Source organism: Mesorhizobium sp. P2_A8 (assembly GCF_056404935.1).
The window spans coordinates 333528-347453 of sequence record NZ_JBFUDB010000008.1 but is presented as its reverse complement, the minus strand read 5'-3'; the positions used below and the strand labels follow the sequence as shown (position 1 = coordinate 347453).

The 13926-nt window shown below is 63.0% G+C and carries 18 protein-coding genes and 2 tRNA genes; 8 read left to right on the top strand and 12 right to left on the bottom strand.

The genetic code is table 11. The features are described from left to right. Positions 1-28: 28 nt before the first annotated feature. From AC1D10_RS24510 to AC1D10_RS24495, 4 genes are all read right to left on the bottom strand, one after another. Positions 29-817 (bottom strand): GGDEF domain-containing protein, encoded by a 789-nt coding sequence (locus tag AC1D10_RS24510; RefSeq protein ID WP_477276406.1) that lies wholly within the window; start codon positions 815-817, stop codon positions 29-31. 189 nt (positions 818-1006) lie between these two features. Continuing rightward, positions 1007-1231, bottom strand: a complete 225-nt coding sequence (locus AC1D10_RS24505; protein ID WP_477276404.1) for a hypothetical protein — start codon at positions 1229-1231, stop codon at positions 1007-1009. A 287-nt stretch (positions 1232-1518) separates the two neighbouring features. After that, positions 1519-1595 (bottom strand) — tRNA-Arg (locus AC1D10_RS24500). A gap of 46 nt (positions 1596-1641) precedes the next feature. Then, positions 1642-1947, bottom strand: a complete 306-nt coding sequence (locus AC1D10_RS24495) for an ETC complex I subunit (RefSeq protein WP_477276402.1) — start codon at positions 1945-1947, stop codon at positions 1642-1644. Between the two features lie 124 nt (positions 1948-2071). Between AC1D10_RS24495 and AC1D10_RS24490 the strand changes: the two genes are divergently transcribed. Then, positions 2072-2148: transfer RNA gene (locus AC1D10_RS24490), tRNA-Pro, on the top strand. A gap of 21 nt (positions 2149-2169) precedes the next feature. Here AC1D10_RS24490 and AC1D10_RS24485 read toward each other — a convergent pair. Then, positions 2170-3036: an NAD(P)H-binding protein gene (locus tag AC1D10_RS24485; protein WP_477276400.1), complete on the bottom strand. Its 867-nt coding sequence runs from the start codon at positions 3034-3036 to the stop codon at positions 2170-2172. Positions 3037-3154: 118 nt separating this feature from the next. Here AC1D10_RS24485 and AC1D10_RS24480 point away from each other — a divergent pair, with 118 nt between their 5' ends. Then, positions 3155-4057 (top strand): LysR family transcriptional regulator, encoded by a 903-nt coding sequence (locus AC1D10_RS24480; protein WP_477276398.1) that lies wholly within the window; start codon positions 3155-3157, stop codon positions 4055-4057. 50 nt (positions 4058-4107) lie between these two features. Here AC1D10_RS24480 and hdaA read toward each other — a convergent pair whose 3' ends face one another. From hdaA to AC1D10_RS24460, 4 genes are all read right to left on the bottom strand, one after another. Beyond that, positions 4108-4812 (bottom strand): DnaA regulatory inactivator HdaA, encoded by a 705-nt coding sequence (gene hdaA, locus AC1D10_RS24475; protein ID WP_477276396.1) that lies wholly within the window; start codon positions 4810-4812, stop codon positions 4108-4110. 47 nt (positions 4813-4859) lie between these two features. After that, positions 4860-6062, bottom strand: a complete 1203-nt coding sequence (locus AC1D10_RS24470; RefSeq protein WP_477276394.1) for an AI-2E family transporter — start codon at positions 6060-6062, stop codon at positions 4860-4862. Next, a complete protein-coding gene (locus AC1D10_RS24465) occupies positions 6034-6591 on the bottom strand; it encodes a CDP-alcohol phosphatidyltransferase family protein (RefSeq protein WP_477276392.1) in 558 nt (185 codons plus the stop codon). Before AC1D10_RS24465 ends, AC1D10_RS24470 begins: the two co-directional genes overlap by 29 nt. Positions 6592-6724: 133 nt before the next feature. Further along, positions 6725-7714, bottom strand: a complete 990-nt coding sequence (locus AC1D10_RS24460) for a methyltransferase (protein ID WP_477276390.1) — start codon at positions 7712-7714, stop codon at positions 6725-6727. Positions 7715-7784: 70 nt separating this feature from the next. Here AC1D10_RS24460 and AC1D10_RS24455 point away from each other — a divergent pair, with 70 nt between their 5' ends. The 4 genes from AC1D10_RS24455 to AC1D10_RS24440 are packed head-to-tail and all read left to right on the top strand — an operon-like array spanning position 7785 to position 10288. Continuing rightward, on the top strand, positions 7785-7991 hold the full coding sequence (locus AC1D10_RS24455; protein ID WP_477276388.1) for a hypothetical protein: 207 nt from the start codon (positions 7785-7787) through the stop codon (positions 7989-7991). Beyond that, on the top strand, positions 7988-9052 hold the full coding sequence (gene purM / locus AC1D10_RS24450) for a phosphoribosylformylglycinamidine cyclo-ligase (protein WP_477276386.1): 1065 nt from the start codon (positions 7988-7990) through the stop codon (positions 9050-9052). Before AC1D10_RS24455 ends, purM begins: the two co-directional genes overlap by 4 nt. Beyond that, complete coding sequence (purN, locus tag AC1D10_RS24445; RefSeq protein WP_477276384.1) at positions 9049-9762, top strand: phosphoribosylglycinamide formyltransferase; 714 nt, start codon at positions 9049-9051, stop codon at positions 9760-9762. The genes purM and purN overlap by 4 nt, the downstream gene beginning before the upstream one ends. A 16-nt stretch (positions 9763-9778) precedes the next feature. Then, positions 9779-10288, top strand: a complete 510-nt coding sequence (locus AC1D10_RS24440) for a SixA phosphatase family protein (RefSeq protein WP_477276382.1) — start codon at positions 9779-9781, stop codon at positions 10286-10288. Positions 10289-10337: 49 nt separating this feature from the next. Here AC1D10_RS24440 and AC1D10_RS24435 read toward each other — a convergent pair whose 3' ends face one another. From AC1D10_RS24435 to AC1D10_RS24425, 3 genes are all read right to left on the bottom strand, one after another. Then, complete coding sequence (locus AC1D10_RS24435) at positions 10338-10577, bottom strand: DUF680 domain-containing protein (RefSeq protein WP_477276380.1); 240 nt, start codon at positions 10575-10577, stop codon at positions 10338-10340. A 225-nt stretch (positions 10578-10802) separates the two neighbouring features. Beyond that, complete coding sequence (locus tag AC1D10_RS24430) at positions 10803-11030, bottom strand: DUF680 domain-containing protein (protein ID WP_379106408.1); 228 nt, start codon at positions 11028-11030, stop codon at positions 10803-10805. A 61-nt stretch (positions 11031-11091) separates the two neighbouring features. After that, positions 11092-11325, bottom strand: a complete 234-nt coding sequence (locus tag AC1D10_RS24425; RefSeq protein ID WP_477276378.1) for a DUF680 domain-containing protein — start codon at positions 11323-11325, stop codon at positions 11092-11094. Between the two features lie 573 nt (positions 11326-11898). Here AC1D10_RS24425 and AC1D10_RS24420 point away from each other — a divergent pair. Together AC1D10_RS24420 and AC1D10_RS24415 are read left to right on the top strand one after the other, a co-directional pair. Beyond that, positions 11899-12567, top strand: a complete 669-nt coding sequence (locus tag AC1D10_RS24420) for a response regulator (protein WP_477276376.1) — start codon at positions 11899-11901, stop codon at positions 12565-12567. Further along, positions 12557-13909 carry a sensor histidine kinase gene (locus AC1D10_RS24415; RefSeq protein ID WP_477276374.1) on the top strand — a complete coding sequence of 451 codons (1353 nt, stop codon included), beginning with the start codon at positions 12557-12559 and terminating at the stop codon, positions 13907-13909. The genes AC1D10_RS24420 and AC1D10_RS24415 overlap by 11 nt, the downstream gene beginning before the upstream one ends. Positions 13910-13926: the final 17 nt, after the last annotated feature.

Below are 13926 nucleotides of genomic sequence, written 5' to 3'. Positions count from 1 at the left end.
CGGTCCACGCCAGCTTCCTTCTCCGTTGTCAATGCACCGTGGCGATGCTGGGCAGAGGCACCGGAGAGGCACCTGCCGGATCGAAGCTGACTTGATCGCGCCCGTTCGACTTGGCCGTATAAAGCCGTCTGTCGGCCGCCACGAAAATCTCTTCGAAGGTGGTCGGGCCGGTAAAGCTTGTGCCGCCTATGCTGACGGACAATGGGCATGGCCGCCCGCCTGGAGAAAAGTCCATTTCACGGATGCGCCGGCGGATGCTTTCGGCAACCACCCAGGATTGCGCGGGATCCACCCCGGGAAGAAACACGCCGAATTCCTCGCCACCGATGCGGCCAACGATATCGCCGCCGCGAAGCTGGCCTTTGATTGCCTGCGCTATCAGCTTGAGCGCCTGGTCGCCGCAGTCATGCCCGAGCCGGTCGTTGATCAACTTGAAATGGTCGGCGTCGATGATCAGCAGTGCCCCCGAATTGGTGTGCTCCTGCTTGCGGGTCTGCTCAAGATAGGCCTCGACCAGCATCGAGAAGGCGCCGCGGTTCAGCACCGCCGTCAGGCTGTCGGTGGCGGCAACGATGCTGAGATCGCGCTGGGCGATGGCCAGCTGGCGGATCTTCCACATGAGGAAAGACAGAAACGAGCCGCCCAGCACCAAGGGCAGCATCAGATCGGTCACTTGCGCCCGCCACACCGCCTCGGGTGAGAGATAGGGGAAATTGAAGGAATCGACGAAGAACGCCACGGCAATGAAGAACGCCGTACCGGCTGCCGTGACAACGATCACCCTGCCCCAGCTCGTCGGCGACAGATCGAGCTTCATCGCATTCCACTCCGTTAGCCGCCGCTACTATGACGCACCAACGCAAACAAATTGATAAGACTTTCCTTCCAATTCGATATCGGGAGACACGGCAGCCAAAGGTCAACTCCACCGACGGCAGCCGTGATCGTCGGTGAGGGTGATGCCGTCCCTTTGCTGGACTTCGGCTGATGCGGGGAATCCTGAATGTCAGCGGTTGGGCGCCGGTCCACCCAGCGTCCCGACAACGAAGGATGCCGCGATCAGGTCGTCGGCGTCCAGTCGCAGGGAGCCGTCGCCTGCCCCCATGATGGCGGCGACCTTTTGAAACGTTTTCATCTCATGATCGGAGATTTCGGCATCCCGCATTCTGGCCTTGAGTTCAGCGATACGCCGCCCCAATGCGGGGGACGTTCCAATTTCACGATACGACATGGTCTGGTTTCTCCTCCCCCCAGCCGCGCTTGTTTTGCCCCACCCCATTCGTAGGCCCGCACATTGTCTTTTTATGAGGCACCGCGAATACAAGGCCCGGAACGCGTGATGGGAGCTAAGGTTCCGACCATATCGGATCACGAAATAATTACGGATCGCTGCACCGAATGGGCGGCATTTCCAAGGCTCAACGTCCTGTTGCATAGGGTTGCGGGCGCCGGGCAGTCGCGGGACGGCGGATCTTGCGGCCTTGATCAGACTGACCGGCGCAAACCTTTGAAAATATTTGGCGATCCCGACAGGATTCGAACCTGTGACCATCGGCTTAGAAGGCCGGTGCTCTATCCAGCTGAGCTACGGGACCGCTGGCCGGCCGCTGGGCCGGCTGGATATTTGGCGCCAGCCGCCGGTCAATGCGTCCAGGGCGTCCGGCGGTCATAGCGGAAATTCTCCGCATAGGAAATCTGGCGACGCTTGGTCTCTTTCGGCTCTTCGACGCGGTAGGGGAGCGCTTCCTTCTCGGCGTAGGCCACCGCCTCTTCCCTGGTGTCGAAGGTGAGCCTGATCTGGCTCCTCATGTCTCCCGACGTGGTATAGCCCATCAGGGGGTCGATCTTCTTGCGCATCTCGGGATCGAATTCGAGCACCCAGTGGCCGGTCTTGGCCTTGCCGGACTGCATCGCGGTTTTGGCTGGGCTGAAAATGCGCGCGGACATGGCCACCTCGTTATTGTGCAAGGCAGCATCGCCACCCTTCGCCCGTCATTACTGCGCAATGCGCACGGCGGCAAGGTTTTTGCACTTGCCATGCAACACTGAAATGAATAGGCAACAGACCGTTCGGAGTGTAGCGCAGCCTGGTAGCGCATCTGGTTTGGGACCAGAGGGTCGGGAGTTCGAATCTCTCCACTCCGACCATCCTCTCATATTCCGCGAGATCTAAGCGCTTGTGCCCGCGACGAGAGCGGCAACGACGGCCGTCGCATCTGTCATCCCCTTGACCGTCTTCGTTTGATCGGAGAATGCAATCCAGCCCTCGTTGAAGCCGTCGAGCATGCGCAGGCGGGGCTGCGGGTTCTTCATGCCTTGCGAACGAAAAAGCGCTTCCCAGGTTTCGCGCGGCACCGGCACGGCGCGCACCGGCCTGCCAAGTACTGTGGCGAAGGCTGCGGCAAGGTCATCAGGCGATACACGGGCTGGGCCTTCCAGTTCGACGATGCGCGTGCCGGTCCAGTCCTGCTGGATGAGCTCCGCCGCCGCTCGCCCGACATCCTCGGCGGCAACCATCGGCAGCGCCCTGTCCGTCGGCAACAGGAAGCTTTGGATCAGGCCCGTTTCGCGCGCCGACGTTACGTCCCAGGCGGCATTATCGAGGAACCAGGCGGGCCGCAGGAAGGTGAGTGTCAACGGGAGAGCGCTCAGCGCGGCCTCCATCATCCTGCGCTGTGACAGCAGATTGTCCTGAACCGCATCGGCGCCAACGGTAGACAGGCAGACGACCTTGGCCGGTCTTGCGGCTTCCAACGCCGCTACGACGCTGTCGATCACCGCTTGCGTTTCAGGATAGCCGGGCTCGGGATCGAACACCGGCGGCGGCAGGATGAATACGGCCGTGGCACCGTTGAAGGCTTCGGCCAGCGCTACGGCATCCTCCATGGCACCTACCGCGACATCACAACCGAGTGCCGCCCATTGCTGGGCCTTTGCGGCGTCGCGCACAACAGCGCGGACTGGCTGGCCAGTGGCGAGCAAGCCTCGCGCCAACGCGCCGCCGACTTTTCCGGTAATGCCGGTGATTGCATACATGATCCGTCTCCATTCATCTCTGCGGCGTGGGATGACGGATCTCTAGCCCGGCACTCACTGTTGCAGTGAGTGCCATTAAGTCATAGCATTGTTGATCTAAAATCATCGGATAAGCAAAATGACGTTTGATGGACGCGTGATCTCCAATGTCGGCGTGCTGGCCGCGATTGCCGAAGGCGGCAGCTTTGCCCGGGCGGCGGACGCGCTCGGCCTGTCGCGCTCAGGCGTCAGCCGCGCTGTCTCGCGCCTCGAAGCCCGCGTTGGCGTGCGGTTGCTCGACCGGACGACACGAGCGGTGTCGCTGACCGACGAGGGCCGCCGGCTTTATGCCGAGGTCGCCCCGCTGCTGACAGGGATCGAAGACGCGGTAACCGTCACCTCCGGCACGTCTGTCGCCGTGCGCGGCCGGCTGCGCGTCAACGTCGATGCCTTTTTCTCGCGCCAGCTGTTCACGCCGCATATCCGTGAATTCCTGTCGCTTTATCCCGACCTATCGCTCGAACTGGTCGCGCGAGACCAGTTGGGAGACCTGGTGGGCGAAGGATTTGACATCGCCATCCGCTTCGGGACACCGCCTGTGTCGTCCCTGGTGGCAAGGAAGCTCGTCGAGACGCGCACGGTGACGGTTGCGGCGCCGGTCTATCTGAAGGCGCATGGATGTCCGGTCGCTCCTTCCGACCTCGTGGATCATGCCTGCATCCAGGTTCGGGATTCGCTGACCGGTCAGCCGATCGAGGAGTGGCGGTTTCGACGCGCCGGCGAGGTTGTCGACGTCAAGACCACCGGCCGTCTCATGGTCACCGAGTTTGGCACCATGCTCGGCGCCTGCCTCGACGGCGTCGGCATCGCCAGGATCAAGGCAATCGGCGTGCAGCACCTCATCCGGCAAGGCGCTCTGGTCGAAGTCCTGCCGGACTGGCATGGCGAGAGCTTTCCGCTCTATGCGCTCTACCCATCGCGCCATCTGCCGCCGGCCAAGGTGCGCGCCTTCATCGACTTTGTGCAATCGCATCTGGGTTGAACGCCGGTCTGACGTCAGCCCGCTGACCGCACCTTTTTGGCGAATCCAGCCTAGATCTCGAACTCGCCCTGCCCCTCGTCCATGGCGCTGACGGTCTCGGCTGCCAATGTCCGCGTGATCGGCGTCTTGCGCTCGAGCGCGGTGCGGTCCAGCCGCTCCACCACGCGCATGGCTGTCGCCAGCGAGCGCTCGATGCGACGGACCAGATACTGAACGACATGCGGCTCGACCTCGATCTGGCGATCGGCGAACAGCTTGGTGATGACGCCGGCGAGCAAGTGATCGTCGGGCTCATAGATCTCGACCGTCGCCGCCGCTTTCAGCCGAGAGGCAAGATCCGGCAGGCTGACACCCCAGGCCGATGGGAAGCGTCGCGCTGTCAGGAGCAGTGTCGATCCGGCACTACGCACCGCATTGATCAAGTGGAACAGCCCTTGCTCGTCGACCGCCCCGGTATCGACATCGTCGATCAGCGCCGGTCGGGCACCGAGACTGGCGATGCTGTCGCCGACGCGCCTGGCGTCGACCGCCACCGCGTTGGCGCGCGCGCGCCAGATCGAGGCGAGATGCGTCTTGCCCGAACCCGCGGGACCGGCCAGCACCACCACCGGCGAAGGCCAGTCCGGCCAGCGATCAACCAAGGCCACTGCCTGGTTGTTGGTGCCAGAGACGACGAGGTCGTCACGCGAATAGCCGGTGCCATGGCCGAGATCGAGCGGCAACTGACGCGGCGGGTCGGTTTTCTGGTCACTCATGCGGGCTCAGCCCTGCGGGCCGGCAAGACACCTGGTCACCGGCCGGATCATGGCTTGATGGCCTTGCGCCGATCGGCCGGGAGCTCCGGTGCGGTTCCATGGCCCCTGTAGAGCGGCGACTCGAGATAGCGGGCTATGGCAAACCGCACCAGCACTGCAACTGCCGCCGAAGCCGGCACGGCAATCAGCAGGCCGACGAAGCCGAACAGCGCACCAAAGGCAAACAGCGAGAACATCAGCCACACCGGATGCAGTCCGACGCTCTTGCCGACCAGCCGCGGCTGCAGGATGTTGCCTTCGATGAACTGGCCGATGAAGAACACCACCGCGACGGCGACGATCATGGTCCAGTCCGGCCAGAACTGGACGAAGGCGACGCCGACGGCCAGCACCAGCCCGGTCAGCGAGCCGACATAGGGGATGAATGAGATCAGCCCGGCGAACAGGCCGATGAGGATGCCAAAATTCAGCCCGGTCAGCGTCAGCCCGGTGGCATATATTGCGCCAAGAATCAGACACAGCGTGCCCTGGCCGCGCACGAAGCCGGCGGTGGCGGTGTTGATGTCCCTGGCGATGGCGCGCACCGTCGCCACATTGTCGCGCGGTACCCAGCTGTCGATGACCGCCACCATGCGGTCCCAGTCGAGCAGCATGTAGAAAGCGACGACCGGCGTCACCACGAAAAGGCTGACCACCGAGACCAGCGCCACACCGGAACTCCAGATCGAGGTGAAGACCGTGGAGAGCAGGCCGAAGCCCGAGGTCAGCAGCGAGTTCAACCCATCTCGCAAACTATTGGCGTTGACGCCGAATTTCTGTTCCAGCCATTTCGGGTCGAACGACGTGATCAGACTCTGCAGTCGGGTCAGATATTCCGGCAATTTGCCGGCGAAATCGGCCATCTGCGTCGCCAGCACGGGAATGAGGATGACGAAGGCCAGCACCAGTACGATGAGGAAGGTGATGAGGATGACCACCGTTGCCATGATGCGGGACAGGCCGAGCCGCTGCAGCCGGTCCGCGACCGGATCGAGGAAATAGGCAAGCACCATGCCTGCAACGAAGGGCAGCAGGATGTTGCTGAAGACATAGAGGAAAAGCGCGAGCACCGCGGCGCCGGCCAGCCAGAAGAAGATCTGCCGGCGAAAGGCGGAGGACGCAGCTAGATCGGCAGCCGCAGCCTCGATCACTGCCGCCTCTCTCTCAACTGCCGCTTCTCTCTCAGATGTCCGGATTGGAGCTTTCGCCATAGCCGCTCATATGCCTCAGCCAAGCCACGAGATAGGCCGCGGCCGAAGCCACGGTCAAGACCCCGGACAGCAATATGAGGGCCGGCCGCAGCGGGTCGAGGTCAACAGCAAGGGCAAGTTCGCCCAGCACAACCGCCGCCAGCACGATCTGGATGGCGGTGTTGGCCTTCGACACGAAAAGCGGCTTCATCTCGACCGGATGGGCCATGATCGAGGACAACAGCACCGCGCAGACGATCAGAGCATCGCGCGACACCATGGTGACGACCAGCCACAGCGGCAATTGCCCGATGAAGCCCATGACGACGAAGACCGAAACCAGCAGCAGCTTGTCGGCCATCGGATCGAGATAGGCGCCGAGCTCGGACTGCTGGTTGAAACGGCGGGCGATGAAGCCGTCGACGCCATCGGAAATGCCGGCAATGAGGAAACCGGCAAAGGCCCAGTCCCAGCGCGCCTGCAGCATCGCCAGCACGACCGCTGGCACCAGAACAAGGCGCAGGATGGTGATCAGGTTGGGGATGGTCAAATGCGTGCCTGTCGGGTTTGCTGGCTGATAGATGATGGAGACGCAGGGGATCGCAAGGGAGAAGCGCCACACAAAGCAAAGTAGCTGGACGGCGATGCACCGCGACCTAGGCTCACATTGAGATATTCTTCGGTTAGGCCGCAGACGCCTCAAGGATGGAAATGGGTCCTCGGGTCTGAATCACTCGCTCAAGGCGTAGCCCAGCGGCGTCGAACAAGCTTGCATATTGGACCTGCGTCCTCTCCAGGCCGCCAGTGACGGCGAGCATGACCACGTCGATACCCTTGATCTGGTTCGGTTCGTCACCAGGCGGCACGAGGGTCTCGGCCACAAGCACCTTTCCGTTCGGCAACATTGCCTTGCGGCAATTTCGCAGGATCTCCGCGGCACGCCCATCGTCCCAATCGTGAACGACCTTCTTGATGACGTAGACGTCACCGGTGGGAACGCTTTCAAAGAAATCACCTGCGATAAATTCGGTGCGCGGCAGGTCGCCTCCGGTACCCTGGCGTGCTGCCGCGACGCCCGAAGGCAGATCGAAAAGCACGCCGCTCAAATGGGGGTTGCGGGCCAGGATCGCCGAGAGAAGCTGACCATGTCCGCCGCCAACGTCGACGACCCTTGTGAACGGCCCGAAGTCACAAGCTTCGGCAACGGCCTCGTTACTGCCTTGGCTCAAGGCGACCATGGCCCGCTGAAACAAGGCAGCCTGCTCCGGGTGTTCCGACAACCAGTCAAACCTTGGGCTCCCGAACACCTTGTCGAAGGCTGGCTTTCCGGTGCGGACAGAATGCAAGAGCTGCTCGAAGGCAAGATAGGCCTCACTGTTGATCATGCGGACGAAGTCACGAGGACCCGGCTGATCGGAGCGCAGCACGGCGCCAACCTCCGTCAATTCGAAATGACGGGGCAGTACTTCCCTAAATACGCCTTCCGGCGCGAGAAGTCGCATTACACGGTAAAGCGCGTCAGCATCAGACTGAGTGGCGGCCGCTAGTTCATCCACAGACTGCTCGCTGACAGCCAGGAGATCGGGGATGCCGAGTTCGATAATTACGCGCAACGCCTGTGAAACGGCGAATCCAAAGCCTAGCCTCATGATCTGTTGCGACGGATTGAGCATGGCCCTGCCCCCGGATGCCTGATGCGAAGCAACAGAGCACCAACAACAGCCAGACACAAGGATGCAAGGGGTGAAGGCGCAGACGCAGGTATGGGGTTTTGCCTCCGATAAAAAATCAGGGGGATTTCACACAAGCGGCGTTACCGCCGCCGAAAACCCGCTCTCCACGCTTTTTATCGGGGCAAAACTTCGGCATCCCACCGTCATCCTTGCGGGGCGAAGCCGTTCATGCGAAGAGCCCGCAAACGAAACAACGATGAGCAAGCGCCAGAAATGAGCAAGCGCAGGAACGGGCTCACCTATGCTGAGGCCGGCGTCGATATCGATGCTGGCAATCTCATGGTCGAGAAGATCAAGCCACTGGTGCGCGCCACACGCCGGCCGGGTGCCGATGGCGAGATCGGCGGCTTTGGCGGCCTGTTCGACCTCAAGGCGGCCGGTTTTGCCGATCCGGTGCTGGTGGCTGCCAATGACGGCGTCGGCACCAAGCTCAAGATCGCCATCGATGCCGGCAAACACGACACGATCGGCATCGATCTCGTCGCCATGTGCGTCAACGACATCGTCGTGCAAGGAGCGGAACCGCTGTTCTTCCTCGACTATTTTGCCACCGGCAAGCTCGATCCCGACCAGGGTGCCGCGATCGTCGGCGGCATTGCCGAGGGCTGCCGGCAGGCCGGCTGCGCGCTGATCGGCGGCGAGACGGCCGAAATGCCCGGCATGTACCACGGCAAGGACTACGACCTCGCCGGCTTTGCGGTGGGCGCGGCCGAACGCGGGCAACTGCTGCCCACCGACGACATCGTCGAAGGCGATGTACTGCTGGGCCTCGCCTCCTCCGGCCTGCATTCGAACGGATTTTCGCTGGTGCGCCGCATCGTCGCCACCAGCGGGCTGGCATGGAGCGATCCGGCGCCGTTCAACGACGAGGCCACTCTGGCCGAGGCGCTGCTCGAGCCGACCCGCATCTACGTCAAGTCGATCCTCAAGGCCATACGCGGCACGCACGGCATCAAGGCGCTCGCCCACATCACCGGCGGCGGCTTCCCGGAAAACATTCCGCGCGTGCTGCCCAAGGACTTTTCGGCCGAACTCGATCTCGAGGCGATCGACGTCCCGGCGGTGTTCTCGTGGCTGGCCAAGACCGGCGGCGTTGCGCCGGAGGAGATGATGCGCACCTTCAATTGCGGCATCGGCATGATCTTGGCGGTCGCTTCAGGCCAGGCGGCGCAGGTTGCCGCCGTGCTGCAGGAAGCCGGCGAGACGGTGACGCCGATCGGCCGCATCGTGCCGCGCCGCGATGCCGGCGTCATCTATCGGGGCTCGATCGGCCTATGAGCGCGCAGAGGAAACGCACCGTTGTCCTGATTTCTGGGCGCGGCTCCAACATGACAGCGCTGATCGCGGCGGCCAGCGACCCCGCCTTCCCGGCCGAAATCGTCGGCGTCATTTCCGACAAGGCTGACGCCGCCGGCCTCGGCATCGCCAAGGCGCGCGGCATCGCCACACAGGTCATCTCCCGCGCCGACCATGGCAGCAAGCAGGCGCATGACGCGGCGATCGACGCCGCGCTTGCGGTACTCAATGCCGAGATCGTGGCGCTGGCCGGCTATATGCGCATCCTCACCCCAGGCTTCGTCCAGAAATGGCAAGGCCGCATGATCAACATCCACCCTGCCCTGCTACCGGCGTTCAAGGGGCTCGACACGCATGCGCGCGCGCTGGCGGCTGGCATGCGCATACATGGCTGCACGGTGCATTTCGTCACCTCCGAGATGGATGATGGCCCGATCATCGCGCAGGCGGCCGTGCCGGTGATGGTGGGCGACAATGCAGATGCACTGGCTGCCCGTGTGCTGAAGGCCGAGCACCGGCTCTATCCGCTGGCGCTGGGACTGGTCGCCGAAGGCAAGGCGCGCATGGAGGCCGGACGCACCGTGCTTGCCCACTTCGCCGACGATGCAGACAACGGAACCTCGGTGGTGATGGCGCCCGACCCGCTGCGCGAGGAAGCCGATCTCGAGCAGTTGGCGCGCATAACCCCCTGAGCCAAGACATATGGCGATGAAACAGCTTCTCCTGCTTCGCCACGCAAAATCGAGCTGGGACGACCCTGACCTCGGTGATTTCGACCGGCCGCTCGCCCAGCGCGGATTGAAGGCGGCACGATTGATGGCGCGCGAGCTTGTGGCACGCGACTGGCTGCCGGACCTGGCGCTGGTATCGGCGGCGCTGCGAACCCGCGATACGTGGCGGCTGGTGGCGGCGGACTTGCCCGCTCACCCCCGGGTCGCGTTCGCCGATGCGCTCTATGATGCTTCAGCGGCCGATATTCTGAGCCAGATACGTCAGGCCGACGCTTCGAGCGGCAGCTTGCTTGTGGTCGGCCACAATCCGGGCCTGGAGGATTTGGCCAAGCAGCTTGCCGGGCCGGGATCGGAGGCCAAGGCGCGCAAGCGGCTCGAGGAAAAATTCCCGACTGCAGCCCTTGCGCGCTTCATCTTCGAAGGAGATTGGTCTGGCCTGTCCTCCGCCCGCCTGACACATTGTCTGCGGCCGAAAGATCTGGGCTAGGGTGCGAAGACAGATGTGACGGCGGCCTGCCGCGTACCTGCTCGAGACATCAATTGCCCCAGATACCCTGACCCGGTTCGGGCCAACTGGTTGTGGTCTTCTTCTTGGCGTCCGCAGCCTTGAGCTCAGCCATATGCATGGTCTTGACTGAGCCGGTGACGGCACGATCGACGCTGGCAACCGGTGCAACCGGCTGATTGGCCTTGTCTGAGCCATAGTGATCGCTGCCGGCAAAAGCGCTGCCCGTGGCAACGAGGATGATGGTGGCGGCAAGAGCAATCCTGTTCATTTTCAAGTCTCCTTGTTCTTTCCGTTAGGCGGTGTCTTGGGAGGACGGTTCCGCTAAGGACAAGACTTCAGGCAGTCCGGTTTTATTCCTGGACGCTGAACTTTTTTGCCGACTGCGAAGATGGCAGGCCCGGCCCACGCCGCAGTTGGCGTCGATCCTGTTGCGCAAAAACAAGAGCGGCGGGCCAAGCCCACCGCTCTTTGTTGTCGTCCAGGATTGAACGAATTAGCGGCCCCAGATGCCACGGCCAGACGGAGCCGGCACGTTGGCATTGGCGTCAGCCTGCGCCTTTTCGGACTTCAGGATTGAGCCGGTGTGCGTGGTGTCGATGTTGGAAACCGACTGGCTGGCAACCGGCTGGTTGACATCGTTGGAGCCATAGTGGTCGCTGCCGGCAAAAGCGGTGCCCGTGGCGACGAGAATGGCGGCGGCGGTAAGAGCGATCTTGGTCATTTCAAATACTCCTGACTGACGATTGATGGTTCTGGTTTGGGACGGTCGGACAGACGCCGGCTTACCGACCCCAGATGCCCTGGCCGGATTCCGGCTGGTCCGAATTGGGCGTCAGCTTGAAGCCGTGGTACTCGACCGGCTTGCGGATCGAAGCCGTGAAGCTGTGGTCGATTTTACCAGCGGGCACGGCTACGGCCGGCTGGTTGACATTGTCGGAACCATAGTGGTCGCTGCCGGCAAAAGCGGTGCCCGTGGCAACGAGGATGGCGGCGGCGGTAAGAGCGATCTTGGTCATTATCTTAACTTCCAGTAGTTTCTCAGTTCAGTCCGTCTAGTGGCGTGCCCTTGGGAGGAATTTCGCGTCGCTCGGACCACACCGAAATGGGTTTCCTTTGGCCGACTTCCAATCACGAAGATGTTCCTCTGCGCTCCGAATCCAGACCTTCAAACGGGGCCGGGAGTTGAAGTGGTCAAAATTTTCTTTATAAATATCAGATAGTTATAAGATGCGCTCGGCAAGCTGTACGGCCGTTCGCTGAGCCGGCGTTCACCATCTCATCACGGTGCGTCAACATAAATTGAACCGACTGGTTCGATTGTCTGTATCTGCAGGGTCCGGAGTTTCGGTGTGCCAGTTCGAATTGGTGTGAGCCTACGTCCGCCGGAATGACAGCCCGGCACTGCTTTCGGGATTCCAAGCTGTCGCAGGTGGAGGCGGCGGTTGACGGTGTCCGTCAGTCCGCGCATTTGCCTTGCCGATCGATCGATATTATCGCTTGTGCACGATCATCAAACGGACGCGACCTCGCCGTGCTGGTCGAAGGACAGACGGAATTCGGGTGACCTGCTTCCCAGGACAGCGATAGAAATGCGGCTGCTGCTCGTCGAAGACAATCGCGAACTTGCCGACTGGCTGGGCAAGACCTTGCGGCAGGCGAACTATGTCGTCGATATCGTCCATGACGGCGAGGATGTCGAGCACGCGCTGGCCGCCGGCGGCCACGCGCTTGTCATCCTTGACCTGGCATTGCCGCGCATGGGCGGCCTGGAAGTGCTGCGCATGCTGAGGGCGCGCGGCAACTCGGTGCCGGTGATCGTGCTGACCGCCAATGCCAGCCTCGACGGCCGGGTCAAAGGCCTGAACGAAGGCGCCGACGACTATCTGGCGAAACCGTTCCAGATCGAGGAACTGGAGGCGCGCATCCGCGTGCAGCTGCGCCGCGCCAACGACCGCACCGCGCCAGTCGTTGCTTGCGGCGATCTCGTCTTCGACACCAACACAAGGCTGTTTTCACTTGCCGGCGAAACGCTGGCGCTGACCCCGCGCGAGCATGCGGTGCTTGAACAATTGATGGTCAAGGCCGGGCGCACGGTGAGCAAGGCGGCTCTGTCGGCGGCGATATATGATTTCGAGACCGATGCCGACCCCAGCGCCATCGAGATCTATGTGCACCGTGTGCGCAAGAAGCTCGAAGGGTCGCGCGTCCAGATCGCCACCTTGCGTGGCCTCGGCTATCTCTTGCGCCATGAGGAGTAGCAGCCTCCGTTTGCAGCTGTTGGCCTGGGTGGTGTTGCCGCTCGCCGGGCTCGCCACGATCAACCTGTGGACCAGCCACCGCAGCGCGCTGGCGACCGCCGATCTGGTCACCGACCGGATGCTGTTGGGTTCGGCACGCGCGATTGCCGAACAAGTCGCCATAGTGGACGGCGTGCTCGATGCCACGGTGCCGCCGGCGGCGATCGAGATGTTCGATACCGGCGACCGCGACAGCGTCTACTATCGTGTCGAGACGGCCGGCGGGCGGCTGCTGACCGGCTATCCCGACCTGCCCGAGGATCCGAAGCACCCCAGCATGGAAGCGACCTATCGCGACCACGTGCTGCGGCTGCTGACATTCAGTCATGCGGTGGTCGGCGCAGGAGCTGACTCGCCAATATCCGTCACCGTGGGCGTTACGCTGGCCGGACACGATGCGATGGTCAAACAGCTGTGGTTCAGCGCCTTTGCCCAGCAACTGGCGCTGGTGGCGATCGCCGGCATCTTCGTGCTGCTCGGCCTGCGTCGCGGCCTGGCACCGCTGATCCGGCTGCGCGACGCGGTGCAGTCGCCAAGCCGCAGCGACCTCGACCCCGTCGAAGTGCCAGGTGCGCAAACCGAAATCCGGCCGCTGATCGATGCGCTGAACGTCTATATGGAGCGGGTGCGGGCGCAGATGGCGGCGCAGCGCCGCTTCATCGCCAATGCGGCGCACCAGTTGCGCACGCCATTGGCATTGCTGTCGACACAGGCGAGCTATGCACTGCGCGAAAGTGCCGCCGAGGCGCGCCAGGAAGCCCTGGTGGCGCTGCAGGCAAGCTCCGGCAAGCTGGCGCGGCTGGCCGAACAGCTCCTGACCCTGTCGCGCGCCGAGCCGGGCAGCCGGCGGCCGCGCGCCGACCGCGTCGACCTGACCGAAGCCGCTCGGCACGTGTTGGAAACGCATGCGCCGACAGCAATCGATCGCAACATCGATCTCGGCCTCGAGGAGGCCGGACCTGTGCCGGTCATCGGCGACGGCACCATGCTACGCGAGATGATCGTCAACCTTGTCGACAACGCGCTGCGCTACTCCCAGGCCGGCGGCAGCGTCACGCTGAAGCTGGCGGCCGTCGACGGCCAGGCCGTGTTGACGGTCACCGATGACGGGCCCGGCATCCCAGTGGACGAGCGAGACCACGTGTTCGAGCGCTTCTACCGCATTGCCGGCTCCACCGAGGAAGGCAGCGGGCTTGGCCTCGCCATCGTGCGCGAGGTCGTCGAAAATGCCGGCGGCCGCGTCACCCTCGGGGATGGCGCGGCCGGCGGTCTGGTGGTTGAGGTAAGGCTGCCTTTGGCCTGATCGCAGCGGGTCAGACG